Annotated in this window: 27 protein-coding genes; 13 read left to right on the forward strand and 14 right to left on the reverse strand. The window is 29.3% G+C overall.

The genetic code is table 11. The annotated features are described in order from the left end of the window. Positions 1–46: 46 nt before the first annotated feature. Positions 47–556, reverse strand: coding sequence for an RNA polymerase sigma factor (locus tag BW723_RS05085; RefSeq protein ID WP_068361360.1), 510 nt, complete (start codon positions 554–556; stop codon positions 47–49). 185 nt (positions 557–741) lie between these two features. Here BW723_RS05085 and BW723_RS05090 point away from each other — a divergent pair, with 185 nt between their 5' ends. From BW723_RS05090 to BW723_RS05100, 3 genes are all read left to right on the forward strand, one after another. Further along, positions 742–1,794 (forward strand): hypothetical protein, encoded by a 1,053-nt coding sequence (locus BW723_RS05090; protein WP_068361358.1) that lies wholly within the window; start codon positions 742–744, stop codon positions 1,792–1,794. A gap of 93 nt (positions 1,795–1,887) precedes the next feature. Then, positions 1,888–2,670 carry a membrane metalloprotease gene (locus tag BW723_RS05095; RefSeq protein WP_068361355.1) on the forward strand — a complete coding sequence of 261 codons (783 nt, stop codon included), beginning with the start codon at positions 1,888–1,890 and terminating at the stop codon, positions 2,668–2,670. Between the two features lie 15 nt (positions 2,671–2,685). Continuing rightward, a complete protein-coding gene (locus BW723_RS05100) occupies positions 2,686–3,273 on the forward strand; it encodes a porin family protein (RefSeq protein ID WP_068363487.1) in 588 nt (195 codons plus the stop codon). Positions 3,274–3,452: 179 nt separating this feature from the next. Here the strand turns inward: BW723_RS05100 and BW723_RS05105 are convergent, their stop codons facing one another. Together BW723_RS05105 and BW723_RS05110 are read right to left on the reverse strand one after the other, a co-directional pair. Continuing rightward, on the reverse strand, positions 3,453–4,025 hold the full coding sequence (locus tag BW723_RS05105; RefSeq protein ID WP_226789259.1) for a pseudouridine synthase: 573 nt from the start codon (positions 4,023–4,025) through the stop codon (positions 3,453–3,455). A 1-nt stretch (position 4,026) separates the two neighbouring features. Next, entirely contained in the window at positions 4,027–4,818 is a 792-nt protein-coding gene (locus BW723_RS05110; protein WP_068361352.1) for an aldose 1-epimerase, read from the reverse strand. A 112-nt stretch (positions 4,819–4,930) separates the two neighbouring features. On the opposite strand from BW723_RS05110, the gene recA reads away from it, so the two are divergent. Further along, positions 4,931–5,938 carry a recombinase RecA gene (recA, locus tag BW723_RS05115; RefSeq protein WP_068363479.1) on the forward strand — a complete coding sequence of 336 codons (1,008 nt, stop codon included), beginning with the start codon at positions 4,931–4,933 and terminating at the stop codon, positions 5,936–5,938. Between the two features lie 74 nt (positions 5,939–6,012). Then, positions 6,013–6,564, forward strand: a complete 552-nt coding sequence (locus BW723_RS05120) for a GNAT family N-acetyltransferase (protein WP_068361349.1) — start codon at positions 6,013–6,015, stop codon at positions 6,562–6,564. Here BW723_RS05120 and BW723_RS17675 read toward each other — a convergent pair. The 3 genes from BW723_RS17675 to BW723_RS05130 all read right to left on the reverse strand — a co-directional run bounded on the left by BW723_RS17675 (position 6,554) and on the right by BW723_RS05130 (position 8,091). Further along, positions 6,554–6,706 carry a PspC domain-containing protein gene (locus tag BW723_RS17675; protein ID WP_139059115.1) on the reverse strand — a complete coding sequence of 51 codons (153 nt, stop codon included), beginning with the start codon at positions 6,704–6,706 and terminating at the stop codon, positions 6,554–6,556. The genes BW723_RS05120 and BW723_RS17675 overlap by 11 nt on opposite strands. A gap of 78 nt (positions 6,707–6,784) precedes the next feature. Then, positions 6,785–7,216 (reverse strand): dUTP diphosphatase, encoded by a 432-nt coding sequence (gene dut, locus BW723_RS05125; RefSeq protein WP_068361346.1) that lies wholly within the window; start codon positions 7,214–7,216, stop codon positions 6,785–6,787. Positions 7,217–7,218: 2 nt separating this feature from the next. Further along, the gene (locus BW723_RS05130; protein ID WP_226789260.1) at positions 7,219–8,091 is read right to left on the reverse strand and encodes an alpha/beta hydrolase; all 873 of its coding nucleotides are present in this window, start codon (positions 8,089–8,091) and stop codon (positions 7,219–7,221) included. Between the two features lie 98 nt (positions 8,092–8,189). Here BW723_RS05130 and BW723_RS05135 point away from each other — a divergent pair, with 98 nt between their 5' ends. The 4 genes from BW723_RS05135 to BW723_RS05150 all read left to right on the forward strand — a co-directional run bounded on the left by BW723_RS05135 (position 8,190) and on the right by BW723_RS05150 (position 12,638). Next, the gene (locus BW723_RS05135; protein ID WP_068361341.1) at positions 8,190–9,185 is read left to right on the forward strand and encodes an NAD(P)H-dependent glycerol-3-phosphate dehydrogenase; all 996 of its coding nucleotides are present in this window, start codon (positions 8,190–8,192) and stop codon (positions 9,183–9,185) included. A 148-nt stretch (positions 9,186–9,333) separates the two neighbouring features. Continuing rightward, positions 9,334–9,993, forward strand: coding sequence for a hypothetical protein (locus BW723_RS05140; RefSeq protein ID WP_068361338.1), 660 nt, complete (start codon positions 9,334–9,336; stop codon positions 9,991–9,993). A 2-nt stretch (positions 9,994–9,995) separates the two neighbouring features. Continuing rightward, positions 9,996–11,264: an MFS transporter gene (locus BW723_RS05145; RefSeq protein ID WP_068361336.1), complete on the forward strand. Its 1,269-nt coding sequence runs from the start codon at positions 9,996–9,998 to the stop codon at positions 11,262–11,264. Positions 11,265–11,297: 33 nt separating this feature from the next. Next, on the forward strand, positions 11,298–12,638 hold the full coding sequence (locus tag BW723_RS05150; RefSeq protein WP_068361334.1) for a Kelch repeat-containing protein: 1,341 nt from the start codon (positions 11,298–11,300) through the stop codon (positions 12,636–12,638). Between the two features lie 53 nt (positions 12,639–12,691). On the opposite strand, the gene BW723_RS05155 is transcribed toward BW723_RS05150, so the two are convergent. Then, positions 12,692–14,482 (reverse strand): cytochrome-c peroxidase, encoded by a 1,791-nt coding sequence (locus BW723_RS05155; RefSeq protein ID WP_068361332.1) that lies wholly within the window; start codon positions 14,480–14,482, stop codon positions 12,692–12,694. An 8-nt stretch (positions 14,483–14,490) separates the two neighbouring features. Further along, on the reverse strand, positions 14,491–16,032 hold the full coding sequence (locus BW723_RS05160) for an alkaline phosphatase PhoX (protein WP_068361330.1): 1,542 nt from the start codon (positions 16,030–16,032) through the stop codon (positions 14,491–14,493). A 249-nt stretch (positions 16,033–16,281) separates the two neighbouring features. Here BW723_RS05160 and BW723_RS05165 point away from each other — a divergent pair, with 249 nt between their 5' ends. Next, the gene (locus tag BW723_RS05165) at positions 16,282–16,923 is read left to right on the forward strand and encodes a CPBP family intramembrane glutamic endopeptidase (RefSeq protein WP_068361327.1); all 642 of its coding nucleotides are present in this window, start codon (positions 16,282–16,284) and stop codon (positions 16,921–16,923) included. A 47-nt stretch (positions 16,924–16,970) separates the two neighbouring features. Here the strand turns inward: BW723_RS05165 and BW723_RS05170 are convergent, their stop codons facing one another. The 4 genes from BW723_RS05170 to glpK all read right to left on the reverse strand — a co-directional run bounded on the left by BW723_RS05170 (position 16,971) and on the right by glpK (position 21,138). Continuing rightward, positions 16,971–17,306 (reverse strand): hypothetical protein, encoded by a 336-nt coding sequence (locus BW723_RS05170; protein WP_068361324.1) that lies wholly within the window; start codon positions 17,304–17,306, stop codon positions 16,971–16,973. Between the two features lie 144 nt (positions 17,307–17,450). Beyond that, positions 17,451–19,097 (reverse strand): glycerol-3-phosphate dehydrogenase/oxidase, encoded by a 1,647-nt coding sequence (locus BW723_RS05175; RefSeq protein WP_068361321.1) that lies wholly within the window; start codon positions 19,095–19,097, stop codon positions 17,451–17,453. Between the two features lie 2 nt (positions 19,098–19,099). Then, positions 19,100–19,642 carry a pyridoxamine 5'-phosphate oxidase family protein gene (locus tag BW723_RS05180; protein WP_068361314.1) on the reverse strand — a complete coding sequence of 181 codons (543 nt, stop codon included), beginning with the start codon at positions 19,640–19,642 and terminating at the stop codon, positions 19,100–19,102. 11 nt (positions 19,643–19,653) lie between these two features. Beyond that, positions 19,654–21,138 carry a glycerol kinase GlpK gene (gene glpK, locus BW723_RS05185; protein WP_068361311.1) on the reverse strand — a complete coding sequence of 495 codons (1,485 nt, stop codon included), beginning with the start codon at positions 21,136–21,138 and terminating at the stop codon, positions 19,654–19,656. A 102-nt stretch (positions 21,139–21,240) separates the two neighbouring features. Here glpK and BW723_RS05190 point away from each other — a divergent pair, with 102 nt between their 5' ends. Together BW723_RS05190 and BW723_RS05195 are read left to right on the forward strand one after the other, a co-directional pair. After that, positions 21,241–22,716: a Na+/H+ antiporter NhaC family protein gene (locus BW723_RS05190; protein ID WP_068361308.1), complete on the forward strand. Its 1,476-nt coding sequence runs from the start codon at positions 21,241–21,243 to the stop codon at positions 22,714–22,716. Positions 22,717–22,801: 85 nt separating this feature from the next. Continuing rightward, on the forward strand, positions 22,802–23,290 hold the full coding sequence (locus BW723_RS05195) for a hypothetical protein (RefSeq protein WP_068361305.1): 489 nt from the start codon (positions 22,802–22,804) through the stop codon (positions 23,288–23,290). A gap of 22 nt (positions 23,291–23,312) precedes the next feature. On the opposite strand, the gene BW723_RS05200 is transcribed toward BW723_RS05195, so the two are convergent. Together BW723_RS05200 and pheS are read right to left on the reverse strand one after the other, a co-directional pair. Then, positions 23,313–23,708 (reverse strand): hypothetical protein, encoded by a 396-nt coding sequence (locus tag BW723_RS05200; protein WP_068361302.1) that lies wholly within the window; start codon positions 23,706–23,708, stop codon positions 23,313–23,315. 234 nt (positions 23,709–23,942) lie between these two features. Continuing rightward, a complete protein-coding gene (gene pheS, locus BW723_RS05205) occupies positions 23,943–24,962 on the reverse strand; it encodes a phenylalanine--tRNA ligase subunit alpha (RefSeq protein ID WP_068361297.1) in 1,020 nt (339 codons plus the stop codon). Between the two features lie 207 nt (positions 24,963–25,169). On the opposite strand from pheS, the gene gdhA reads away from it, so the two are divergent. Further along, positions 25,170–26,513: an NADP-specific glutamate dehydrogenase gene (gene gdhA / locus BW723_RS05210; protein WP_068363476.1), complete on the forward strand. Its 1,344-nt coding sequence runs from the start codon at positions 25,170–25,172 to the stop codon at positions 26,511–26,513. Positions 26,514–26,553: the final 40 nt, after the last annotated feature.

A 26,553-nucleotide genomic window follows, 5' to 3' on the forward strand; every position in this document is an offset into this window, starting at 1 on the left:
TATATAGAACAACTAAAAAGTGTTTTACCCTACTTTATAGGTTATATTAAATTCCATCAATTTTTGTTCTTAATTTTTTTAATGCCAAAGACATCCTTTTTTCTACTGCTTTTTGAGATATAGCTAGTATTTCTGCAATTTCTCTGTATTTTTTTCCATCAATTCTATTCATCAAAAAAACCTCTCTTTCACCTTCTGTTAAATCTTCTATAGCTTTTTTAAGCTTTAATTTAAACTCTTCTTCTTCTAATAAATATTCAGGACTTTGGTTATTAACGTCTAAATAAGGGCTGCTTTTAGCATACTCAAAAACTACTTTTTCGTGCTTAACTTTGTTTAAAAAAAGATTGTTAACAACTGTAAATAAATAAGATTTTGCTTTGGTAAAATCTATTTTAGAACAGTTTTCCCAAATTTTTATAAAAGCTTCTTGTGCTAAATCTAAAGCTGTGTTTTTATCCCCAGATTTATAGTATGCAAAGTTACTAGCAGACTGTATATGAGTTGTATAAAACTCATTAAAATAAATTTCATCGCAAAGAGATTTATCAGTCATAAATAGAAATTAGGGAATAAAAATAAAAATTTTTAGAGTACAAAGGTAGGGTAAATAAATGTTTAGTTGTTTTACTCACAGAAGGACAAAAAATTAGTCTTTCAAAAAAAATAAAGTAGGGTAAAATAAAAAAACGTTGTTATACTCATAGAAACTAGAAACATTAATTATTAAAAACAATTAAAATGAAAACAATAAAAATAATTACAGCAGCAGCTTCAATAGCAATATTAGGTTTCACTTCTTGTCAATCTGACGATAATACAGAAATTGGTACAAATCCGAATGCAAATTACTCAACTTCTACAACAGCTTCTAATTACGAGAGAGCTGCAATGAACGATGGTTCTGATGATGATTTTTTAGATGGTAATGCGTGTACAGAATTACTATTCCCTTTAACAGCAACAGTGAATAATCAACAAATAACTTTATTAAGTAGTCTAGATTTTTCTTCAGTTATAAATATAATGAGCGAATTTAATGATGATTCAGATTCTGTAACTTTTAATTTTCCTATTAGAGTAAGAACTAGTAATTATACAGAAGTAACTGTTAATAATCAATCAGAATTAGATGCTTTAAATCAAGAATGTGAAAATGCAGAAGCACAAGGTAAAGATGCAATTTCTTGTGTAGATATTAATTTTCCGGTTACAATGTTAACTTATGATATTAGTCTAGAACAAACAGGATCTGTGGTTTTACAATCTGAACAACAATTGTATTCTTATATGACTGGTTTAGAATCTGATGAACTTTTTGCAGTAAACTATCCTATTAGTGCAACTTTAAGTAATGGTACAGAAATACAAATTACTAGTGATGCAGAATTTCAAAATGCAATTTCTGAATGTATGCAATATGAAGATGAAAAAGAAGATGCTGCAAACACAGCTGCAGAAGTAGAAGCAGTTTTAAGTGGTACAAAATTTAAAGTAGAAACTTTTATTAATGATGGTGTAGATACTGCAAACGATTATGCAGAATGGTCTCTAGAATTTACAAACGATCTAAAAATTGTGGCTACAAATGTTGTGAATTCAGCTTTAGGAGAAATAGAAGGAACTTATTCTGTTAGTTCAGAAACAGAAGCGTTTGTAAATGTAAACTTTGCAAGTAACACAGCTTTAAGTGCTTTGGGGAATAACTGGGTTATTAGCACTTACAGTACAACTTTAATTACTTTACAAAGTAAAACAGACGCTTCTGTAACTTTAGCTTTTAAAAAGCTATAAATAAAGCATATTGAAAAGGAATAGTTAGTTAGTTTTCTTTACAACTGCTATAAATAACCTTAGTGGTTGTAAAGATTTTTAAAATTTAAGTAGATGAAAAGTATTTTTGTAAGAGTAGTGTTAGTTTGTAGTATCCTTTTTTCTTGTTCATCAGCAACAGAAGAAATTATAGATAATGAAACAGGAGAAATTGTAAATGTAGCTTTAAACAGACAAGCAACAGGTTCTTCTGCAAACGACTTACTTTCTGCAGATTCTTTTAAAAAAATGGTGGTAGAAATTGCTTTTATAAAAGGTTATGAACCTACTATAACAGCAAAAAATAATTTTAAAAACTTTATAACAAACAGAACAAATAAACCAGAAGGAATAGAGTTTGTAACTAAAGAAATACCAACAACAGGTAAAACAGAATATTCTTTAAATGAAGTAGTTGATATAGAAAAAGAATACAGAACTAAATACAATTCTGGTGCTACAATAGCAGTTTGGGTTTTATTTATTGATGGCAAATCGTCTAATGATAAAAGTTCAAGCTCAATCTTAGGCTCAGCTTATTGGAACACATCTTTTGTTATTTATGAAGAAACGATTCACGGTTTAAGTGATGGAACTTTTGAACCCGACAGAAGTTTACTAGAATCATCTGTAATTAACCACGAATTTGGGCATATTTTAGGATTAACAAATTTAGGTACCAATTTACAAAGCGATCATGAAGACGCAGAACATCCCAAGCATTGTAACGAAGAAGATTGTTTAATGTATTGGGCAGCAGAAACTAGCCAAGGAATTGGAAATATGCTTTCTGGTGGATCTGTACCAACTTTAGACGCACAATGTTTGGCAGATTTAAAAGCCAATGGTGGCAAATAATTTAAAATGATAAAAATGAAAACAGTATATATAACAATAGTTTTAATTTTAACAAGTATAGTAGCATTAAACGCACAAGACAGAAAAAACAAATCAATTGCCGGTATTAAAGGAGGTTATAATTTATCTGCTGTTAGTTTTGATGGAACATCAGAAACCGAAAAATTACACGGCTTTCATTTGGGTGTTTTTGTAGAGTCTTACATAGGTAAACATCTTGCTATTCAGCCAGAAATTTTATACTCACAACAAGGTTATAAAATAGTGGATAACAATGCTACTTTTACACAAAAGTTAAATTATATTAATATGCCTTTAATGCTTAAAATGTATCCTGTAAAAAGCTTCTTTTTAGAGGTAGGACCGCAGATTGGTTTTTCAATATCGCATAAAGAAACTTATGATGCAGGTTTTATTTTGTACGATACATCAGAAGAATTTGAACCTAATAATTTTGATTGGGGTATAAATTTAGGAGCAGGTTTTAAAAGTGATGCTGGTGTTAGTTTAGGAGCAAGATATCATATAGGGCAAAGTGATATTTATGATGATGACAAACCAAAAAATAGAATTTTACAAGTCTATTTAGGCTTTGAGTTTTAGAAAGTATTAAGAGAGAAATTATTTATTTCTCTCTTTTTTTTTCGTCATTTTATAAATTAAATAGCCAAAAGCAATTATAAAGTGCAGAATTATAATTGCAACTACAATGTATAAAGTGGTGTTAGAATTATTCATAGCGCAAAATTAGATAGATGTTTATTCTTTTTCTGTAATAAATGTTACATAAGTTCATTTATTTCTAAAACTTTACCTACTTCTAAATTATCGATCTTAATTTCGCCAATTCTTACACGAATTAATCGCAAAGTAGGAAAACCAACAGCAGCTGTCATTTTACGTACTTGTCTAAATTTACCTTCTGTAATTATAATAGAAATCCAACTTGTGGGTCCATGTCTTTCGTCTCTAATTTTTTGACTTCTTAAAGGAAATTTAGGATCATCAATTAAAAAAGATTTACCAGGTTTTGTGGTGTATTTTTTACCTTCAAAACCAATTTCTACGCCATTTTTAAGTTGTTCTATTTCTTTTTGAGTGATAATTCCATCTACCTGAACATAATATTCTTTTTCGTATTTGTTGCTTCTAATTTCTGCGGATACTTTACCATCTGTTGTTAATAAAAGCAAACCTTCAGATGCAAAATCTAAACGACCAATTGCCATAGTTCCTTCAGGAAAATCGTGTAATTCTCCTAATAACTTTTTCTTCCTTTTGGTTTGGTTGTTTACAAATTGCGATAAATAACCATAAGGTTTATGCAGTATAAAATGTCGATGTTTTTCAACCAAATTATAATACTTTTATACTTATTGAAAAGTTATTTTTACCTTTAGATATAGTCATATTTTTTTCAGAAAATTTTTGATCTGTATACGAAGTATATTGTGTTATTGGTTCAATACAAAGCATATTATCAACTTCGGTCCAAAGCATAAAATTATTAAAACCTACAGTAGAAATTTCTACATCATTTTTATCACTATTTTTTAGAATTATTTTATCAGTACCTAAAACTGGAAATGCATTAGAACCTGCTTTGTAAATATCTGCTAAAGTTATTTTTTCATCACCAGCTTCTAAAGTTTCAGTACCAGTATCTGATAATAAAAAAGCAGGATGATAACCCAACATAAAAGGCATATTTTTATCCGAAGTAATTACAAAATCGATAGTTAAAATATCATTTTCTAATTTAAAGTTCTTTTCGAAAGTAAAATCGAAAGGCCATTTTAAAAGTTCTTCAGTAGATTTTTCTGGAAACTTACTGTTTGTAATTTCTGTACCTTTTTTATATTTTTTGATGAAATTTGCACTTGTTTTATCAGCAGAAATTAGTTCATAATCCATTTCTCTTAACAAACCATGCTGATCTTGAATAGCATTTCCTTTTTTAGTGTGTACTCTAAAATTATTTTTAGCAGTTGGCCCAATTACCGGAAACATTTCATCGTCAGATTTTCGCCAACCTTTATTTCCTTTTTGATGAATATACTCTTTATTATCTTTTTGATAACTAATTAATTCTCCTTTTTCTATACCAACAGAATTGTTAATATTACTTAAAAAAACTATAGAATCCATATATTTATTTTTTGTGTAAAAATACTATAAAATTGCTACTATTTTATTAGGAAAATAGAAGTTGTTTTTTGTAACTTGTGCAACTGAAAAATTAAAAAACGAAGCAAAATTTATGGCAGCAGATAAAGAAAAGGCAGCAAAACTAAAAGCCCTACAACTTACTCTAGATAAACTAGATAAAACGTATGGTAAAGGTTCTGTAATGAAATTAGGAGATGTAGTAACAGAAGATGTAGATGCAATTTCATCTGGTTCTTTAGGGTTAGATTTAGCTTTAGGAGTTGGTGGTTATCCAAGAGGTAGAGTTATTGAAATTTATGGACCAGAATCTTCTGGTAAAACAACTTTAACAATTCACGCAATTGCAGAAGCACAAAAAGCAGGTGGTATTGCAGCATTTATAGATGCAGAACATGCTTTCGATAAGTTTTATGCAGAAAATTTAGGTGTAGATATCGATAATTTAATTATCTCTCAGCCAGATCATGGTGAGCAAGCTCTAGAAATAGCAGACAATTTAATAAGATCTGGTGCAATAGATATTGTTGTTATTGATTCTGTTGCAGCGTTAACACCAAAATCTGAAATAGAAGGTGAAATGGGTGACTCTAAAATGGGTTTACATGCACGTTTAATGAGTCAGGCTTTACGTAAATTAACAGGTACTATTTCTAAAACAAATTGTACAGTTATTTTTATTAACCAATTAAGAGAAAAAATTGGGGTAATGTTTGGTAACCCAGAAACTACAACTGGTGGTAATGCATTAAAATTCTATGCTTCAGTACGTTTAGATATTAGAAGAAGAACACAAATTAAAGATGGTGATAGAGTTATTGGTAACAGTACAAAAGTAAAAGTTGTTAAAAATAAAGTAGCACCACCTTTTCAGATTGCAGAATTTGATATTATGTACGGACAAGGAATATCTAAAGTTGGAGAAATTTTAGATATTGGTGTAGAATTAGGTATTGTAAAGAAAAGCGGTTCTTGGTTTAGTTATGGAGAAACTAAATTAGGACAAGGAAGAGATTCTGTTAAAGGCTTAATAAAAGATAATCCAGAGTTAATGGAGGAGTTAGAAAATAAAATAAAAGATGCTATTGAAAACCAAGATTAAGTTTTAAAAGTTCTAACTATTATTAAACTGCTATTGGAGTAATCAACCAGTAGCAGTTTTTTATTTTTTTTAAAATGATTAAAATATCAGAAAATTTATTTTTAAGAGCAATTACTAGTAATGATGCAGAAATTCTTTTTAAGTTAATGAAAGAAGTATATCCTGCTGCTTATCATCATTTTTGGGAAGATTCTGGAAATTGGTATGTAAATACTCAATATACTAAAGAAAATGTTTTAAAAGAACTAAAGCAGCTAAATGCTGATTATTATTTTGTGATTTTTAATGATGAAATAATGGGTAACTTAAGAATTATTTGGGATGAGCAACTAACAGGTTTACAAAAAGAAAAACAGGTTAAATTACATCGAGTTTACTTACATAAAAAAATACAAGGAAAAGGAATTGGTAAACAATTATTCAATTGGTTAGAAACTGAAGTTTTAAAAAAGGGCTATAAAATTATTTGGTTAGAAACTATGAATGCCCAACCACAAGCTTTTGAGTTTTATAAAAAGCTAGGTTTTAAATACCATTCTCATAACTTTTTACCTTTTAATTTGATGTTTAAAGAAATGAGGAAAATAAGTCAAGTTTATAAAAACTTAGATAAAATTACTCTTTAGAAAGTATTTTTACTAACCAAAGAATTAAATACGCACCAATACCAAAACCAGCCAATAAAACTGTTAACACAAATAATATTCTAATATTTTTGGCTGAAAATTGTGTTTTTGTACTTAGCCATTCACATACACCTAAAATCATAATTTAAATTTATTTAGTTTCTATTTTATCTTTTAACAGGATGAGTTTCTCTAATTAATATTGCTATTTTATTCATTTTTAAACTCCTGTACTTCCAAAACCTCCAGAACCACGTTCAGTTTCGCTAAGAACTTCTACTTCTTGCCAAACTGCTCTTTCGTGTTTTGCAATAACTAATTGTGCAATTCTTTCGCCATCATTAATCACAAAATCTTCGTTTGATAAATTAACTAATATTACACCAATTTCTCCACGATAATCAGCATCTACAGTACCAGGACTATTTAAAACTGTAATTCCTTTTTTAGCAGCCAAACCACTTCTTGGTCTTACTTGCGCTTCAAAACCAACAGGTAAAGCAATAAATAAACCAGTTTTTACAATAGCTCTTTCTAAGGGTTTTAAAGTGATAGCTTCATCAATATTTGCTCTTAAATCCATACCAGCAGCACCTTCAGTTTCGTAATTAGGTGTTGCGTGTTTCGATTTATTTATAATTTGTACGTTCATTGTTATAAGTTGTATAAGTAAGTAATTGTATCTAAAAATTCTGCACTCCAAAAAGTCTCATTATGTTGTCCTTTTGCAACAATTTTAGTTTTTATATTTTCTCTAGAAAAACCTGTATTTAGCAATAGTTTTTCCATTTTTTCTGTGTCTGGTAACATTGTATTGCCTTCATCACCACCAATTAAAAGATAGAGTTTTGTGTTTTTCTCGTTTCCATTTTGCTTGGCAAAAGTACTTACCTTATTAGAAAACCAAAAAGAGGTAGAAAGAGCCCCAATTTTACCAAAAACGTCAGGATATTTTAAACCTCCGTAAAAAGAAATTAATCCACCTAAAGAGCTACCAATAATTGCTGTATGTTTTGCTTTAAATTTTGTTCTGTAATTTTTATCAATAAAAGGTTTTAACTCATTCACTAAAAAATCAACATAAATGGCTCCTTTTCCTCCTCCGTATTTTGGATGACTCCAAGGAGTGTATTCTTCAATTCTTTTATCACCACCATTTTCTATACCAACAACAATAAAACCTTTTCCTGTATTTTTATAGAGTTCATTTAGGGTTTCATCAACATTCCATTCTTTACCATAAGCTGCAGTTGTTTCATCAAATAAATTCTGAGCATCGTGCATATAAATTACTGGATATTTTTTAGAAGTAGCATCGTAGTTAGGAGGTAAGTAAATCCAAACCTTATGAGATTTATCATTTAAACCTTTAATAACAAATTCTTTATTTAAAATTGATACATTTTTTGCTCTTATAGATTTACTATTTACTATTTTGGGTTTAGTTTTTGGTTTTTTTATAGATTGCCCTTTACAACCAACCATTAGAAGTAAAAAACTGAATAAAAAAGAAACTATTGTTTTCACTTTAAACAAAAATTAGAGTTACACAAATATAATAATTAGCAAATGCATTCATCAATAGATAATACTTTTATTACTTTTGATATTAAAATGAAACATTAATGGATGAACATCAAAAAATAGCGGTTTTAGGAGGAGGAAGTTGGGCAACTGCAATTGTTAAAATGTTGATGGAAAATTTAGATAGTATTGGGTGGTATATGCGTAATGAGCAAACCATTAAGCACATCAAAGAAAATGAACACAATCCAAAATATTTAAGCTCTGCAGAATTACAAGCAGAAAAGCTAGATTTATCTAGCGATATTAATTATACAGTTAATAATTACGATATTTTAATATTTGCAATTCCGTCCGCTTTTTTAACCATAGAACTCAATAAATTAAGTGCCTCTTTAGATGGCAAAACCATTTTTTCTGCCATAAAAGGTATTGTACCAGAAACAGGTTTAATTGTTGGCGAGCACTTTAATCAACATTTTAATATTCCACTAGAGAATATAGGTGTAATTACAGGACCTTGTCATGCAGAAGAAGTAGCAATGGAGCGTTTATCGTACTTAACAATTGCTTGTATTGATGAAAACAAGGCAGAAAATATGGCAAAAGCCATACAAAGTTGGTATATAAAAGCTACAATTTCTGATGATATTATTGGTACAGAATATGCTGCTATGCTAAAAAATATTTATGCTATTGCAGCAGGTATTGCTCATGGTTTGGGTTATGGAGATAATTTTCAGGCTGTGTTAATGAGTAACGCAATTCGAGAAATGAAACGTTTTATAAAAAAAGTACATAAAATGAAACGTAACATTAATAACTCTGCTTATTTAGGCGATTTATTAGTAACTGGATACTCAACATTTAGTAGAAATAGAATGTTTGGTAATATGATTGGTAAAGGCTACACAGTAAGATCTGCACAACATGAAATGAGTATGATTGCAGAAGGTTATTATGCAACCAATAGTGCTTATAAAATTAAGGAAGAAAACAAAGCAAATACACCAATTATAGATACTGTTTACAAGATTTTATATACTAATAAAAACCCTAAAAAGGAGTTTATGAAGTTAACCAATAAGTTAGATTAATTTCTAGATTATTTAAATGTTGAGGTTTTATACAATTGTTTAAAATTAAACAATCCAAATATTTAAAGTGTATATTTTCATCTAATGATTAAGGGAAGTAAAAAATTGTTTATTTTTGAACAATTATTTATAATTTTAAACTTTTACTATGAAAACAATACAAGAAGTTGTTGAAAGTACAATTAGAAAAACACCATTTATAGAGGAAGCTTTAAATGAAAAGTTGATTAATGTTTCTTCTTTAGCAAGAATTATTTTACCAGAAGTATCAGAAACTTTAAAGAAAGATGTTAAAGTTGGTGCTGTAATGATGGCCATTAACAGACTTTCGCCAGCAAGTGAGTTACGCATTAGAAAAAATATAAAACGTTTGGCTTTAGATTTAGGTGATGTAATTGTACGTTCTGATTTGTGCGATTTTACTTTTAAAAATACACCTTCTTTATTAAAAGAAATTGCAAAAATATTAACCAAATCTGCAGAAAATTCTGATTATTTCTTAACAGTTTCTCAAGGTATTTTTGAAACTAATATTGTTACTAGTAAAAATTTAAGACCTTACGTAGAAGAAATTTTTGAAAATGAAACCCTAACACACAGTATGTTAGAGTTGGCTTCTATTACCATAAAATTACCAAAAGAAAATTTAGAACAATCTGGTATTTACTACTTTATCTTAAAGCAATTGGCTTGGGCAGATATTCCTTTACAAGAAATTATTTCTACTACAAACGAAATGACCATTGTTGTAAAAGATCAAGATATTAACCAAACTTTTGCCATTTTAATGGATATGAAATTAAGCTAACTATGGCTAAACAAGACCCTTATGCAGCACTTAGAATAAGAGAATTTAATATTTTTTTATTGGTAAGATTTCTTTTAGTTTTTGGCTGGTCTATGCAATTTATTGTTATAGAATGGCAAGTGTATTCTATAACTAAAGATCCGCTTTCTTTAGGTATAATTGGTTTAATGGAAATTATACCAGCTTTTTCTATGGCATTATTTGCTGGTCATATTGTAGATCAAAACGAAAAAAGAAATTTATTAGCCATTTGTACTGCAGCTTTTTCGTTGATAAGTTTAGGCTTGTTTTTATTAACTTCAGATCGTTTTGTGAATAACTGGTCTACAAATTCAATATTGTATTCTATTTATGGTTTAGTTTTTTTTGGCGGATTTTTAAGATCATTTTTCGGACCAACAATTTTTTCTTTAGTTGCACTTTTAGTACCTAAAAAAATATATCATAATGCTGCAACTTGGAGCACAAGTACCTGGAAAACAGCTTCGGTTTCTGGAGCACTTTTTGGTGGTTTTTTCATCAGTTGGATTGGTGTAGACAAAACACTGAGCTTAGTTTTTATACTTGTAATTTTATCCTTAATCATCCTTTTTCAAATAAAAAAGAAACCAATTTTAAATACTAAAATCGGTGAACCAATGATGCAAAGTTTAAAAGTTGGTGTAAAATTTGTGTTTCAAAATAAGGCAGTTTTAGGAGCCTTAAGTTTAGATATGATAGCTGTTTTATTTGGTGGAACTGTAGCAATTTTATCAGTATTTGCACAAGATATTTTAAAAGTTGGACCAGAAGGTTTTGGTCTTTTAAATGCATCTATTTCTATGGGTAGTATTGTAACAATGTTTATAACAACTTACATTCCTATTCATAAAAATACGGGTAAGAAAATGTTGATTTCTGTATTTATTTTCGGACTTAGTATTATTGCCTTTGGATTATCATCTATATTCTGGGTAAGTCTATTAGCATTGTTTATAAGTGGTGCTGCAGACGGAATATCTATGGTTATAAGACAAACTATTTTACAATTAAAAACTCCAGATGAAATGCGAGGCAGAGTATCTTCTGTAAATTCTATGTTTGTAGGTTCTTCTAACGAATTAGGAGCTTTTGAAAGTGGTTTGGCTGCTAAATTATTAGGGCCAGTTGTAGCTGTTGTTTTTGGTGGTTCAATGACTTTAATTACAGCTGTTACCACAGGAATTGTGAGTCCAACAATCAGAAATTTAGATTTAACAGAAGATATTGAAGAAAATGAAAGTGAGGCATAATTATTGTCGTTATATTCGAAATTAAAAACAACTATGAAATCTTTAGCTTTATTTATCTTTTTACTTTTTTCTCTTACAACTTTTTCTCAAAAAACTACTGTTAAAATTTTAGATTTCAATACAAAAAAACCTATTGAAAAGGCACATGTTTTTTTTATTCATGAAACTATTTATACAAACTTAAATGGCGAATTTACATTCGATTTAAAAGGTAAAGAAAGTATTGATTTTTCTGTATCTCATCTTAAATATAAAACGATAAGTGTTACTTACAAAGAAACAGATAAACATTTTGTAATTTACTTAAAAGAAAAATTAGAAACTTTAGATGGTTTTAATATCAATGCAAATAAAAAGTTACAAAATGTTATCAATTTTAAAAAGTTAGAAGATTTACCTAGAGGCGTATATTCTTTTGCATCTGTATTAAACAAAAATAAAATTTATGTTTTTGGGGGTGATATTACTTTTTTTCATGACCAAAATAGAGAAGCTTTAAGCGAGCTTTCTTCATCAAATGAAACTGAAATAATGAAGTTTTTAACGAAACCTAAATTTTCAAATTTCACCAAATATATTGGCGATTTACAAACTTATAATTTGACTGATGGTAAATGGAATATTGTAAAAGATAAGGTTATAAAAAGAGCTTATAATAATGCTATTTCTTATAAAGACACAGTATATTTAATTGGCGGTAAAAAATTATCAAAAAAGAAAACAAGAGAGTTTCTGGCAAATGATATTGAGTTGGTGGCTTTAAAAGATTTATCCATAACAAAAGACCAAACAAATCCGCACCAAGCCGTAGATTTTGGTGCCGTCTTGTTCGATGATAAAATATTAGTTTTTGGGGGTTCTACTAAACAACTTAAAAATGGAAAAGTTTATTTTTCTGATGATATTCATTTATATGATATAAAAACGGGTTATTGGTATTTATTAACTAAAATGCCAAAAGGTAAAGAAGTTACAGGTATTGTTTTTAAAGATAAATTGTATTTTTTTGGAGGCTATAACAAAAAGAATTTAACAGATATTGAGTCTTTTAATTTAAAAACAGGTAAATGGAAAAAAGAAGGAAATCTTTTTAAAGCAATGAAAAACCCTGCTATTACTAAAGATAAAGATTTTATTTATCTTAACGAAAATGGAAAATTAATAACCTTTGAGCCCAAAACTAGAGAACTAAAAGAATTTAATATTGATTTGAACTTGAACGATGCCAAAATGCATTTTTTTAATGAAAAATTATACCTTCTAGGTGGTTATCATTATATAAATGAGTATAGAAAATATCCTTCAAACGGATTTTTTATTATAGAAGTATCAGAATTTTTTAAAACGAAACCGATAAAAACTAAAGTGCTATAAAAAAAGAGAAACTATTACTTGGTTTCTCTTTTTTAATGTTCTTTTTTTCTTAATTACTGATCAGAAAGTGTGTTCATAAAATCAATAATTGCGGTTATTTCATCTTCTTTTAAATCTAAATTATCAAAAGGTAATGTTTGGTGAGGTACATTAAAACCTAAACCAGCTCCACCACCTTTGTTGTAAAAATCCATTACTTCATCTAAAGTTGAATAAATTCCGTTGTGCATATAAGGCGCCGTTTTTTCGATGTTTCTAACAGTTGGTGTTTTAAAAGAACCTTTTCTTTCTGGAGTATTAAAAAGGTAAAATCTCCCTAAATCATCATCTAATTTTTTATTATTTTTAGTTTCTGGTACTCCAATAATTTCTAGTTCAGTATCTACAAAATCAGGTGGTACAGTTCCGTTAAAAACAGGTGCAAAATGACAAGTTGCACAAGCTGCTTTACCCATAAACAGATTAAAACCCTTTTTTTCTGAAGCTGTTAAGTTATTTTCTTTATTGTTGATATTCTTATCAAACTTAGAATCAAACGTATTTAAAGTTCTAATATAAGATGCAATAGAATGTCTAATATTAAAATTATATTCATCATTTTTATACAAAGAATCTAATACAATTTTGTATTCTTTAATCTCAGTAATTTTAATTGCCATTTTATCTATTGGTAAATTAAATTCATCGTGATTATTAGCAACACCTACTATTTGCCCTTCTAAACTTCCTGTTTTAGCATCCATAAAATAACTTTGTTGATAAGCGCTGTACGTTAACGTGGGTGAATTTCTTTTTATTTTAGAATTAAAAGTAACCAAGCCATCTGTAAATGCTTTTTCTTTCATGTGGCAGCTTGCACAAGCCATATTATTTAATTTAGACAACCTTTTATCGTTGAATAATTTTTTACCTAATTGCTCCTTTTCTTTAATATGAGTAGTATCACTTTTATAATCAGTAAAAAAGTACACATTAAAAGCATCTTTGCTAAAAAGAGATTGCATATTATTAGACAAAGCCATTTCAAAAGGATAACTAATTGCCCAATCTTTTTGTAATTCTAATAATAATTTTAGTTGAACATCAGTATTATTTTTGATAAAAGAATATCTATCAAAAGTATCAAAAGGATGGTCTAAATTTTTTATTGATGTTTCTATAGAACTTACAATTTTTTGGTATAAATCTTCGGATGTAAAATTGCCTTTATAAAGTGCTAACAACTTTAATAAGGTTTTATATGTTAAGATACTTTCTTGCAGAGAAGCTGCTAAAACGGGAGAATCAAACCCAGTAATTCCTGTTGTTGCAATTCTAACAATTTGATTTCTTAACAACCAAACTAAATGATAATCTTTAAACTTTATGTAGGCGTTTTGCTTTAGTAATTTTAATCTACTAATTGTAATTGTGGCTATATTTTTAATAGTTAAAGTATCTATTTTATCTTCATGTAAAAGTTCTTCAATCACCTGAAAACCAAAAGGATTGTTTACTTTAATATCCGTAGGTACATCTTCATGAACTTGTAAAATATTCGGCGCATTTAACGATTTGTAATTGCTTTTATCTACAAAAGCCAAAATGGGTTCTAAAGTTTTAAAATGATGCCTTGCTTGTTTATAAAATTTAATTTTATCGATTGTTTTTTCTGAAACCAATAAAGAATCTAATGCAGAAATAGTGTGTTGTAATTCTGTTACATATAAGTGTTCTATTTGTTTGTTTTTTGATATTGGTTTTAATTGGGTTGTGCTTTTTTTACAAGCCACCATACTTAAAAGCAAAAGACATATACAAAAAGTATATGCCTTAGCTCTTATATTAAATAAGATTGTATTCATAGATTTTATTATCTTTCTAAACCAGTTATAATATGTAAAACTGAACCTTCTTCTCTAGAACCATTTACTACAGAGTTTGCTTTAGGATCTGTAAATGCAGAACCATCAGCAGGAACCCAACCATGGTTTTGAGTAATTAAAACAAAAGTATTTTCGCCATTATTTACAGTTTCTGTAACATCGATCATTCCAGTAATTTCCCACATGCTATTTGTAGTTCCATAACCTTGTGCAGCAGCAGTTGTTTGGTCGCACTCTAAAACAGTTTTTAACTCTCCAGTTGCTAAGTTGTATTGGTATAATTTTGCAAAACCAGTAATATCATCATTTATAGAAGCATAACCATTTGGGTCTTCTTGAATATAAGCGTAGTTTTCTGTAACTAAAATATTATCAGGTGAGTGGAAACCATCAGCTTTACCATCAACTTTATCACCATCTAAAAGACAAGTAATTTTTGCAGCCGCTGTTGGGTCTGTATCATTTAAAACTACTTTATAAATTCTACCTAATCTAGAACCTTTACCCACTAAATCTGCTTTATCACGACCAGTAACTGCAAAATAAACTTCTCTTTGGTTAGCAGCAGAACCTCTTCTCCAGTCTACATCTTCTAATCTAGAGAATCCCATAACACCTTTAGCTTTAGCTTCTGCATCTAATAAACCTATTTCAGTTTCTTCTAATTCTACAAATTCTGCTTCATATTCTGTACCTTCTATCATATCTACTTCGTTAGTAATACCAGCAGAAGTTACTTTTAAACCATATAATTTACCACTATCAAAATTTCCTCTAGGACCAACATACATACCTAATTGACCAGAAGGAACAGAGTTATCTGAATGATCATCTCCAATAAAAGTTACAGATAAGTTAGGGTAAGCATCTTTACCAATTACTACAGCATTTTCTGTAGACCATTGCCCTAATTTTGGTAACATAATTGCAGCATCTGCATTGTCTGCAGATTTATAAGGATTTGTTGCGAAAACTCCTTTAGAAGATCCACCCCATTCTCCACCAGATAAATATAATGGTCCAAAACCATGTTCTTCTGGCGTAATTAAAGAACCAGAACATTGTGCAGTATAAGCAGTAGAAAATGCATTTATAATGTATTCTCCATGCATTGGTTTTAAATCTGCATTTAATTTGATTCTTGCTATGGCATAATCTGCTTCAATATTATTGATTAAAGTAAAAGTTCCATCAGATTCTGCTAATAAACCAGCACCATCTGCCATAGAACCGTATACAAATTCTGGTGTACTTTCTAATTTATCTTCTGATGATAAAATAGGAGTAACAGTAATTGAAGAAAAAGCACCATCAACTTTTAAAAAGTTAGGTGTAATAGAGGCATCTAAAGGAATTAATTCTGCAGTAGTAAGGTCTTGCCCATCATTACCATCTATACCATCAGTTCCGTCAATTCCATCTACACCATCAACTCCGTCCATGCCATCTAAACCGTCTTTACAACTAAATGAAATAGATGTAAAAGCAATTAATAAAGTAAATAAAAATAATTTGTTAAATTGTTTCATAATGTTTGATTTGTTTTTATGCAGGCAAAACTATTATTATGACATTTTTAACATGTAAAAAAAATGAAGTGATATTATTAAAAAAACGTTAGAAAAAAGTTATTTATATTAATAATGCATTAACAATTAAATTGTGGTAAATCACCTTGCTTTTTTTAGTATTTTTCTTGATTTTTTAAAACAAAACGTCGAATTTTAAGAAAATACTAAACTTTAAAAAAGGTGCAAAAGAATAAATAACAACATAAAATGAAACCATTTTTAACAACTTTAAATAAGATTAAATTCATAGAAATAATAGTTTTATTTATTGTTATACCAATAGTATTATTGTTACCTATTTCTATCATTTTTAAAGTGATTTTTGTTGTATTAGGTGTGGTTTACATCAGCTTAATTTCCATTTTTAAAGAAAAATTTTCTAAAGTTAAAACGGATAAAAAATCAAACAAAAAAGCTATATTAGAAATTGCAATTCGGTTTATAATTATTGCGCTTTTAACGACGTTGGTTTTATATTATCAAGATAAAGAACAATTGTTTAATGTGATGCTTAACAAACCAGATTTATGGTTGAAGTTTAGTGGTATTTATATTCTGTTTTCTGTAATACCTCAAGAATTAATTTACAGAACATATTTTGTAAAACGATACCAAAAATTAATCGAAAAGAAAGGATTGTTTATTTTGATAAACGCTTTGCTATTTTCTTTTGCACATATTTGGTTTCAGAGTTTTACAGTATTGGCTTTTACTTTTGTGGGTAGTTTATTGTTTACAACTACTTATTTAAAAACAAAATCTACTTGGCTTGTTATTTTAGAGCATTCCATTTACGGAGTTTGGTTATATACAGTGGGTTTTGGAGAGTTATTTATGTTTCCTGTATAAATAAAAAAACCGCTTTTTGATTTTTTCAAAAAACGGTTAGTAATTATCTATTTTAATAACTTAAGCGCAGTTATTGTCTTAACTTTAATAGTTTTATCAGACTCTTCTTCCTCATCATTTGATTCATTTATTTCTTTCTCTACCCAAATTATCGCGAACTTTTTGTTTAGGTTTTCGTCATCTTCTAGGCTGATATCAATATCATCACTATAATCGTAAAATAAATATTCTTTTTTATCGGCATCAACAAATTTGTAATATTGATCTTCTGTTAAGCCTAAATAAGTAGCAGTTAATTTATTTGATTTTTCTTGAACTTTATTAGTAAAAGAGAAAGACGCAGTAATAAGTAGCACGAATGCTACCACATATAATTTTTTCATTAATTTATAATTTTTAAGTTGTTTCTAAATATAGTAGCCATCCTTTTTTCTTAAAAAGGAAATGCTTTTTTTTGAAGTAAACCGAACTATATTTTCATAGGCCTAAAAATTGATAAAATAACTATAGTAAATGTAATCTATTTTTTAATTGAATGTACACGCTAATGTTAAATTTTTATTTAATTCTTGTAATTTTTTTTCTGTTGTAATTTCATCCCAATTAAACTGATTTTTAAATAGTTGAACTACGTAATCTTTATGTAAATCTACACTTTTTGTGTCAAAAAATAAACGACCTGTTCTGCGCATAAAAAAGTCTGTTGGTGTGCAAGCCATTTCGTAATTTATAGCAAACCAAACTTCTGCATTTATCATTTTTTCTTGCATATTATCGTGCATTAAATCATCAAATTTTTGCAAAATAATATCTGTCTGTTTTCCATAATTATGGACTAGATATTCAGCATCTTTTCTGTTAAAATCTACTTCTGCAATTCTATTCTGTATAGCATCAGTATAACTTTTAACTTCATCGTAATTTTTAAAAGTACCACCAGAAAGTACAATATCTTTGGTTTTAATAGCTTCAAATTCTTTTTCGAATCTGCGTTTGTATTTTTTATCAACCAAACCTACAATACGTTCTGCCATTTTACGATAACCAGTTAATTTACCACCAGCAATAGAAATGAGTTCTGTATCAGACACAAAAATTTCATCTTTTCTAGACAATTCTGATGCCGATTTTCCTTCTTCATGAATTAAAGGACGCAAACCAGCCCAAGAAGATTCAATATCATCTAAGGATAAATTTATGTCAGGAAACATATTATTTACAGCAGAAATTAAGTAAGTAGCATCTACTAAATTGGTATTTACGTTTTCTTTATCTAGTTGATAATTGGTGTCTGTGGTTCCAAAATAAGTAACTTTTCCACGAGGAATGGCAAACATCATTCTACCATCAGGAATATCAAAATAAACAGATTGTTTTACGGGTAATTTTTCGTGAGCAACCACCAAATGAACGCCTTTTGTAAGATGTAAACGTTTGCCAGTTTTAGAGTGATTAATTTGTCTTAATTCATCTACCCAAGGTCCACAAGCATTTACTATATATTTTGCTTTTATAGCATAATTTTCATCAGTTAAAACATCTTTTACATTAGCACCAACCACTCTTTTATCTTCATAAATAAAATCGGTAGCTGCTGTATAATTAATAATTTTTGCATCGTAATTTAATGCTGTTTTTAAAACCTCAATTGTTAAACGAGCATCATCTGTTCTATATTCTGCGTAAAAACCAGCGCCATTTAAAATCTTTTTTGGCAGTAAAGGTTCTTTGGTTAAAGCCTCTTTTTTAGAGAGCATTTGCCTTTTATCTTCACCTTCTACAGAAGCCAAAATGTCGTAGACTTTTAAACCTACAGAAGTTAACCAAGAACCATAAGTTCCACCTTCTATTAAAGGTAAAATCATTTTTTCTGGCACCACTAAATGAGGTGCTAGTTTATGTACAATTGCACGTTCTGTACCCACTTCTTTAACCAACCAAAAATCGAATTGTTTTAAATAACGTAAACCACCGTGAATTAATTTTGTTGATTTACTAGAAGTTCCAGAAGCAAAATCTCCCTTTTCGATTAAGGCAACTTTCATTCCTCTAGAAGCTGCATCTAAAGCAATACCTGCACCTGTAATTCCACCACCAATTATTAAAATATCAAATTCATTTTCTTTTAAGTTTGATGTAATTTCTGCTCTATTAAAGTAAGAAAAGTTGTTCATATTTATTCTAAAATTTTAGTTGGCAAACCATCAATACTAGTTTGGTTTTTATTTTCCCAATAATTGGCAATACCTTCTTTGCCTTGTTCTGCAGCCCAATCATTTAAATCGTTTCTTTCGCCTTTATAATCAAAAAACGGAATAGACATTCCACAAGAAGTTTGGGCAGAATCTACAGTAATATCAAATATTTGACGCGTTCCAGGAATTTCTGGAAAAATCTGAATAAGATCATTCCAGTTTTCATCACCTTCTTTAATTTCTTTTCCTTTGCCATACAAACGCAAAATATTAGGTGCTTTATCAAACGAACAAAACATAATTGTTATGCGTTCGTTTTCTAATAAATGTGCTGCAGTTTCGTTTCCACTTCCTGTAACATTTAGCCATAAAACACGGTTTTCACTCATCACCCTAAAAGAATCCATACCTTTTGGTGATAAGTTAATTCTACCAGAATTTGGGGCAGTTGCTACAAAGAATATTTTTTGTGCTTCAATAAATTTTTGAAGCCTAGAGGTAATTTTGGTGTAAAATTTTGACATTTTATTTTAATTTAATCAATCCAATTTTTAGAACGTTCAATAGCTTTTAGCCATTTTTTATATAATCGATTTCTTTTTTCTTCTGTAATATTGGGTACAAATTCTTTATCTATTTTTTTATCGGTTTCAATATCACTTAATTGCCATAAACCTACGCAAATTCCTGCTAAATATGCAGCACCCATTACTGTTGTTTCTGTGTTTTTTGGTCTGTCTACAGCTGTATTTAAAATATCTGCTTGAAACTGCATTAACAAGTTATTTGCACTTGCACCACCATCTACTTTTAAAGCAGTTAAAGGTGTTTCTGCATCATTTTGCATCGCAATTAACAAGTCTTTTGTTTGGTAAGCCAAAGATTGCAAAGTGGCTTTTATTAAATGATTTTTACCTGTATCTCTTGTTAAACCAAAAATAGCACCTCTTGCATACATATCCCAATAAGGAGCACCTAAACCTGCAAATGCTGGCACAACAATAACAGGATTTTCTTCATCTACTTGTTGCGAAAAAAACTCACTTTCTTCTGCAGATTTTATAATTTCTAAGCCATCTCTTAACCACTGAATTGCAGCTCCTGCCACAAAAACACTGCCTTCTAAAGCATAATAGACTTTATTATTAATTCCCCAGGCAATTGTAGTTAATAAACCATTTTTTGAGTATTGAGGTTTTGTACCAGTATTCATCAATAAAAAACAACCTGTACCATAAGTGTTTTTGGCTTCGCCTTTTTTAAAGCAAGTTTGCCCAAATAAAGCAGCTTGTTGATCGCCAGCAATACCTGCAATCGGAATTTTACATCCATCTAAGATAAAATCGCCAAAATTAAAAGAAGAAGGTTTTACTTCTGGCAACATTTCTTTCGGAATTTTTAATGCTGATAAAATTGTTGCATCCCAACACAAATTGTTAATATCAAAAAGCATAGTTCTAGAAGCATTGCTGTAATCTGTAGCGTGGATTTTTTTATCGGATAAATTCCATAGAAGCCAAGAATCTATAGTACCAAAAAGTAAATTACCTTTGTTAGCTTCTTCTTTTGCGCCTTGTACATTTTCTAAAATCCAAAGAATTTTTGTACCAGAAAAATAAGCGTCAACTACTAAACCTGTAGTTTTTTTAATGTGTTTTTCTAATCCTTTTTTCTTTAAATCTTCACAAATATTTGCTGTTCTTTTATCTTGCCAAACAATGGCGTTGTAAATTGGTTTACCTGTTGTTTTGTTCCAAACCACAGTAGTTTCTCTTTGATTTGTAATACCTAAACCTACAATATTTTTAGCTTGAATATTGGCTTTTTTTATCACCTTTTTTATGGTTGATAGTTGTGTTTCTAAGATTTCTGAAGCATTATGTTCTACCCAACTTGTTTCCGGAAAAATTTGTTTAAACTCTTGTTGTTCAATAGCAATAATTTCTCCTTTTTCATCAACAATTACAGAGCGCGAACTTGTAGTTCCTTGATCTAAAGCTAGAATATATATTTTTGACATTTATTGCTTAGTTTTTATCAGAATCTATTAAAATAGAGAATTACAATTTACGAAATAACAACTATATAAATTGTTACCTTTAGCAAAATAAAAACGTCTTTTATGGAATATGGATTTTTATCAGTAATACCACCAATTGTTGCCATTATTTTAGCACTTAGAACCAAGCAAGTTTATATTGCTTTACTATTTGGTATTTGGTTTTCTTGGTTAATTGTAAAAGGTTGGAATCCTTTAGAAGGAACTTTAGCAATGATTGAAGGTATGGTTAACGTTTTTCAATCAAAAGGAAACACAAGAACTATTATGTTTAGTGCTTTAGTGGGGTCTTTGCTGGTGTTTATTCAATATTCTAGAGGTGTAGAAGGGTTCATTAATTTTATTAATAAAAAACTGGTAAAATTGGAAGCCAAGAAATCTGGTTATAGTAGAGTAATGGTGCAGCTTTTAGCCACGTTTACAGGTTTATTATTGTTTGTAGAAACCAGTATTTCTTCTTTAACAGTTGGTACTTTATACAGACCAATTTTTGATAAATTAAAAATCCCCAGAGAAAAATTAGCATACATAGCAGATTCTAGTTCTGCACCTTCATCCATCTTAATTCCCTTTAATGCTTGGGGTGCTTTTATTATGGGTTTGTTGTTAACACAAGGTATAGATAAACCATTTTCTGTAATGATGTCATCTATCAAATATAACTTTTATCCATTATTAGCAATCGGAATTTTATTCTTTATCATTTTATCAAAAAAAGATTTTGGATTGATGAAAAAAGCAGAAAAAAGAACCAAAGAAACAGGATTATTAATGAACGAGGGTTCTAAACCAATGATTTCTGATGAGGTAACTTCATTTCCGCCAAAAGAAGGAATTGAAGCAAAAGCCTACAATATGATTGTGCCACTTTTGGTGATGGTTTTAATGATGCCAATTAATTTAATTTACACAGGTTGGGATGCAGTAAAAGAATCTACATCATTTTTAAATCACGCTTCATTAGCTATTGGTGAAGGTTCAGGTTCATCATCTGTATTATATGCAGTAATTACAGCTATTTTAGTAGCAATTGTAATGTATTTTATACAAGGTATTTTAAAACCAAAAGAAGCTGTAAACTTAACTTTAAAAGGTATTAGTGAATTAATGCCTTTGGCTTTATTAATGTTATTAGCTTTTGCCATTGGCGATGCTTGTAAAGTTTTAGATACAGGTAATTATGTTGCAAATATTACAGAAAGTTGGTTGTCTCCAGAATTGTTACCTGCTGTAGTTTTTATAGTGAGTTCTTTTATTGCATTTTCTACAGGTACTTCTTGGGGAACTTTTGCAATTATGTTGGCAATTTCTGTGCCTATGGCTAATATGCATAGTGCAGATTTAACCATTGTTGTAGCTGCAACTTTAGGAGGAGGAATTTTCGGAGACCATTGTTCGCCAATTTCTGATACTTCAATCATATCTTCTATGGCTTCTGCAAGCGATCATATAGACCACGTAAAAACGCAATTGCCTTATGCTTTGTTTGGTGGTTTGGTAACTGTAATTATGTATTTAATTATTGGGTTTTTTGGGTGATGTTAAGAACCGCAAAAACGCAAAGTTCGCAAAGATTATTGCAAGTATTCCATTTGAGGTTCTTACGTTTAAATTTTAAAAAAATATGAAAGAAAAGAATATTATCAAAAAAACGGGTAAAACCATCACTGATGGAGCAGATCAAATTTTTGAGCAATTTAAAAATGGAGTTTCTAGAATAGGTGATTTAGGTACTAATACTAAAAACAAATTTATCGATTATGTAAAAGATGTTTTTAATGTATTGCCACTGTTAGAAAAAGCAGGATTTAGAACCAATAGATTAATAGTTGGTGTTTCAATTCCTCCTTCTGTAGAAATACATTTTAGTCGTTTTAAAGAAGTAGATAAGGAAGAAATTGATCTTTTATATGAGGAGTATAAAGACAAGAAAATGTTTAAAATGATATTGAAAGCATTATTAATGTCTAATGAATTTCAATCAAAATTATCTTCAGAAAGTTTAGTCTTTGCAGAAACTTGCATAGAGATTTCAATTCCGCCAAAAGTGAGTATTAAATATCTAAATAAAGAGGTTGCTAATATTCATAAAATAGAAGCTGATTTTGATTAAAAAATAGTAAATCAGTAAAATTTTAACGTGCTAAAATCCCACGTTTTTTAATTTCATCTATCATTCGTAAAGCACTTTCTTTTATGGTGTTTTCTTTAAAGATAAATGTTTTTTCGTACAACGTATTTCCTTCAAAAAAAGTAACTTGAAAACGGTTATTTAATTTGAATAATTCAGGTTGAATCAACTCAATCTTAGCAAATGAGTTTGCGGGTAGTTTGTCTAGTTTTTTACGCAATAAAGAAGTGGTTTTAGTGTCAGAAAAACCTTGAGAAACAATCACCAACATTTCTAAATCTACAGCTTTATTATTGATAATATATACATTCCAATCATCGGTTTTATAAATAGCATTGTATTCATAAACCACAGCCATTTCTACGCCGTCAACTTTAGGAATAATTATATCCTTCTTCATTTTAAACCTTTTTATTTATTCATTTTTATTATAATGAATACAATATTTACTAATGAAAGAATCATTAGTATTAATGAATTATTCTTTTGGTTTTCAAAAGGAATAAATTCAAAAAAAGTATTGAAACCAAAGATAATTAAACCAATGCTTGAAATTAATAAGATTAACTTTTCGTTTTTCATAAAATTATTATTTCACAACAGTTCCTTCCCTTTGGGAGGGTTAGGGTGGGCCTTATATAACCGATTTAAACTGCTCTAAGAAACGTTTATCATTCTCATAAAACATTCTAATATCTGGTATTTGATACAACAACATTGCAATACGTTCTATACCCATTCCAAATGCATAACCAGAATATTTTGTAGGATCTATGTTTGCATTTTTCAATACATTAGGATCTACCATTCCACAACCCATAATCTCTAACCAACCAGTACCTTTTGTAATTCTGTAATCCGTTTCAGTTTCTAATCCCCAATAAATATCTACTTCTGCACTTGGCTCAGTAAAAGGAAAATAAGAAGGACGTAATCTAATTTTAGATTTCCCAAACATCTCTTTTGTAAAGTATAAAAGCGTTTGTTTTAAATCTGCAAAAGAAACATCAGTATCTATATATAAACCTTCTACTTGATGAAAAATACAATGTGCACGAGCAGAAATATCTTCGTTTCTAAAAACTCTTCCTGGAGAAATAGTTCTAATTGGTGGCTCGTTATTTTCCATATAACGTACTTGTACAGAAGAGGTGTGTGTACGTAATAAAATATCTGGATCTTGTTCTATAAAGAACGTGTCTTGCATATCTCTTGCAGGATGATATTCTGGTAAATTTAAGGCAGTAAAGTTATGCCAATCATCTTCAATTTCTGGACCTTCAGAAACTGTAAAACCAATTCTATTAAAAACTTCAATAATTTGATTTTTTACCAATGAAATTGGATGACGTGAACCTAACTCAATGGGTTCAGAAGATCTGGTTAAATCACCATAAACCCCTTTTTCTTCTACAGCGCTTTCTAAAGATTCGTTTAATTCTGCAACTTTACCCTCTGCAGCATTTCTTAATCTATTTAAAGCTTGTCCTAAATCTTTTTTTAAAGCAGCATCAACATTTCTAAACTCAGAAAATAAACCTTTAAGTAAACCTTTGCTACCCAAATATTTAATTCTGAATGTTTCTACTTCATCTTTAGTTGTTGCTTTAAAAACTTCAACTTCACCAATTAATTCTTTTACTTTATCTAACATTTTAAAATAAAATTATGTTGCAAATTTAAACTTTTTTAGAGAGTTTAAGATTGCTTTTATTAATAAATGCCCCAACTCAAACGAAATCGATTGAAATAAGGTTAGTTAAATATATTTAAGAAAACTTTTGTATTTTATCATATTGAAAATTAACTATCTTTGCCGGATTAAATTTTATTAATATCATAATAAAGTATGGAAGAAAATATGAAATCCAAAATTGATGGCTTTATGGAGTTGGTAAAACAACGTAATGGCCATGAACCAGAATTTTTACAAGCTGTACAAGAAGTTGCAGAAACTGTAATTCCTTATATCATTGATAATGATATTTATTTTGGGAAAAACATTTTATTAAGAATGGTAGAACCTGAAAGATTAATTTCTTTTAGAGTTTCTTGGGTAGATGATGATGGAGAAATTCAAGTAAATAGAGGATATAGAGTACAAATGAATTCTGCAATTGGTCCTTATAAAGGTGGTTTGCGTTTTCATCCAACAGTAAATGCTAGTATTTTAAAGTTTTTAGCTTTTGAACAAGTGTTTAAAAACTCTTTAACAACTTTACCTATGGGTGGAGGAAAAGGAGGTTCTGATTTTGATCCGAAAGGAAAATCAGACAACGAAATTATGCGTTTTTGTCACGCTTTTATGAGCGAATTATTCAGACATATTGGCCCTAATACAGATGTGCCAGCAGGAGATATTGGAGTTGGTGCAAGAGAAATTGGTTTTATGTTTGGTATGTATAAAAAACTAAACAACGAATTTACAGGTGTTTTAACTGGTAAAGGGCAATCTTGGGGTGGTTCTTTAATTAGACCAGAAGCTACAGGTTATGGAAATGTATATTTTGCACAAAATATGCTAAAACGTAAAAATGATTCTTTTGAAGGAAAAACAGTTGTAATTTCTGGTTCTGGAAATGTAGCACAATTTGCTGCAGAAAAAGCGATAGAATTAGGTGCTAAAATTTTAACTTTATCAGATTCTGCTGGATATATTTACGATGAAGAAGGTATAGATACAGAAAAATTAAAACACGTAATGTTTATTAAAAACGAAAAACGTGGTAGAATTAGTGAGTATGTAGAAAAATACCCGAATGCAAAATATGTTGCTGGTAAAAGACCTTGGTCTGTAAAATGTGATATTGCTTTGCCATGTGCAACTCAGAATGAGTTAAATGGAGAAGAAGCTAAAATGTTAATCGAAAATGGTTGTATGTGTGTTTCTGAAGGAGCAAACATGCCTTCTACACCAGAAGCTATTCACGAGTTTAATAATGCCAAGATTTTATTTGCACCAGGAAAAGCTTCTAATGCTGGTGGTGTTGCAACTTCTGGTTTAGAAATGTCTCAGAACTCTTTAAGAATTTCTTGGTCTAGAGAAGAAGTAGATAATAGATTAAAAGATATTATGGAAGATATTCACGATTCTTGTGTACAATATGGAGCCAATGAAGATGGTTCTATAGATTATATTAGAGGCGCAAATATTGCTGGTTTTGTTAAAGTTGCAGATGCAATGTTAGCACAAGGTATTATTTAAGAAAATCTTTTTTGAGTTATTATATATTGTAAACGCATCA

The organism is Polaribacter reichenbachii (assembly GCF_001975665.1).
Lineage (GTDB): Bacteria > Bacteroidota > Bacteroidia > Flavobacteriales > Flavobacteriaceae > Polaribacter > Polaribacter reichenbachii.

Coding starts and splice junctions, on each gene's coding strand:
- BW723_RS05085 (WP_068361360.1), bottom strand. CDS start 556: ATGACTGATAAATCTCTTTGCGATGAAATTTATTTTAATGAGTTTTAT.
- BW723_RS05090 (WP_068361358.1), top strand. CDS start 742: ATGAAAACAATAAAAATAATTACAGCAGCAGCTTCAATAGCAATATTA.
- BW723_RS05095 (WP_068361355.1), top strand. CDS start 1,888: ATGAAAAGTATTTTTGTAAGAGTAGTGTTAGTTTGTAGTATCCTTTTT.
- BW723_RS05100 (WP_068363487.1), top strand. CDS start 2,686: ATGAAAACAGTATATATAACAATAGTTTTAATTTTAACAAGTATAGTA.
- BW723_RS05110 (WP_068361352.1), bottom strand. CDS start 4,818: ATGGATTCTATAGTTTTTTTAAGTAATATTAACAATTCTGTTGGTATA.
- recA (WP_068363479.1), top strand. CDS start 4,931: ATGGCAGCAGATAAAGAAAAGGCAGCAAAACTAAAAGCCCTACAACTT.
- BW723_RS05120 (WP_068361349.1), top strand. CDS start 6,013: ATGATTAAAATATCAGAAAATTTATTTTTAAGAGCAATTACTAGTAAT.
- BW723_RS17675 (WP_139059115.1), bottom strand. CDS start 6,706: ATGATTTTAGGTGTATGTGAATGGCTAAGTACAAAAACACAATTTTCA.
- dut (WP_068361346.1), bottom strand. CDS start 7,216: ATGAACGTACAAATTATAAATAAATCGAAACACGCAACACCTAATTAC.
- BW723_RS05135 (WP_068361341.1), top strand. CDS start 8,190: ATGGATGAACATCAAAAAATAGCGGTTTTAGGAGGAGGAAGTTGGGCA.
- BW723_RS05140 (WP_068361338.1), top strand. CDS start 9,334: ATGAAAACAATACAAGAAGTTGTTGAAAGTACAATTAGAAAAACACCA.
- BW723_RS05145 (WP_068361336.1), top strand. CDS start 9,996: ATGGCTAAACAAGACCCTTATGCAGCACTTAGAATAAGAGAATTTAAT.
- BW723_RS05150 (WP_068361334.1), top strand. CDS start 11,298: ATGAAATCTTTAGCTTTATTTATCTTTTTACTTTTTTCTCTTACAACT.
- BW723_RS05155 (WP_068361332.1), bottom strand. CDS start 14,482: ATGAATACAATCTTATTTAATATAAGAGCTAAGGCATATACTTTTTGT.
- BW723_RS05160 (WP_068361330.1), bottom strand. CDS start 16,032: ATGAAACAATTTAACAAATTATTTTTATTTACTTTATTAATTGCTTTT.
- BW723_RS05165 (WP_068361327.1), top strand. CDS start 16,282: ATGAAACCATTTTTAACAACTTTAAATAAGATTAAATTCATAGAAATA.
- BW723_RS05170 (WP_068361324.1), bottom strand. CDS start 17,306: ATGAAAAAATTATATGTGGTAGCATTCGTGCTACTTATTACTGCGTCT.
- BW723_RS05175 (WP_068361321.1), bottom strand. CDS start 19,097: ATGAACAACTTTTCTTACTTTAATAGAGCAGAAATTACATCAAACTTA.
- BW723_RS05180 (WP_068361314.1), bottom strand. CDS start 19,642: ATGTCAAAATTTTACACCAAAATTACCTCTAGGCTTCAAAAATTTATT.
- glpK (WP_068361311.1), bottom strand. CDS start 21,138: ATGTCAAAAATATATATTCTAGCTTTAGATCAAGGAACTACAAGTTCG.
- BW723_RS05190 (WP_068361308.1), top strand. CDS start 21,241: ATGGAATATGGATTTTTATCAGTAATACCACCAATTGTTGCCATTATT.
- BW723_RS05195 (WP_068361305.1), top strand. CDS start 22,802: ATGAAAGAAAAGAATATTATCAAAAAAACGGGTAAAACCATCACTGAT.
- BW723_RS05200 (WP_068361302.1), bottom strand. CDS start 23,708: ATGAAGAAGGATATAATTATTCCTAAAGTTGACGGCGTAGAAATGGCT.
- pheS (WP_068361297.1), bottom strand. CDS start 24,962: ATGTTAGATAAAGTAAAAGAATTAATTGGTGAAGTTGAAGTTTTTAAA.
- gdhA (WP_068363476.1), top strand. CDS start 25,170: ATGAAATCCAAAATTGATGGCTTTATGGAGTTGGTAAAACAACGTAAT.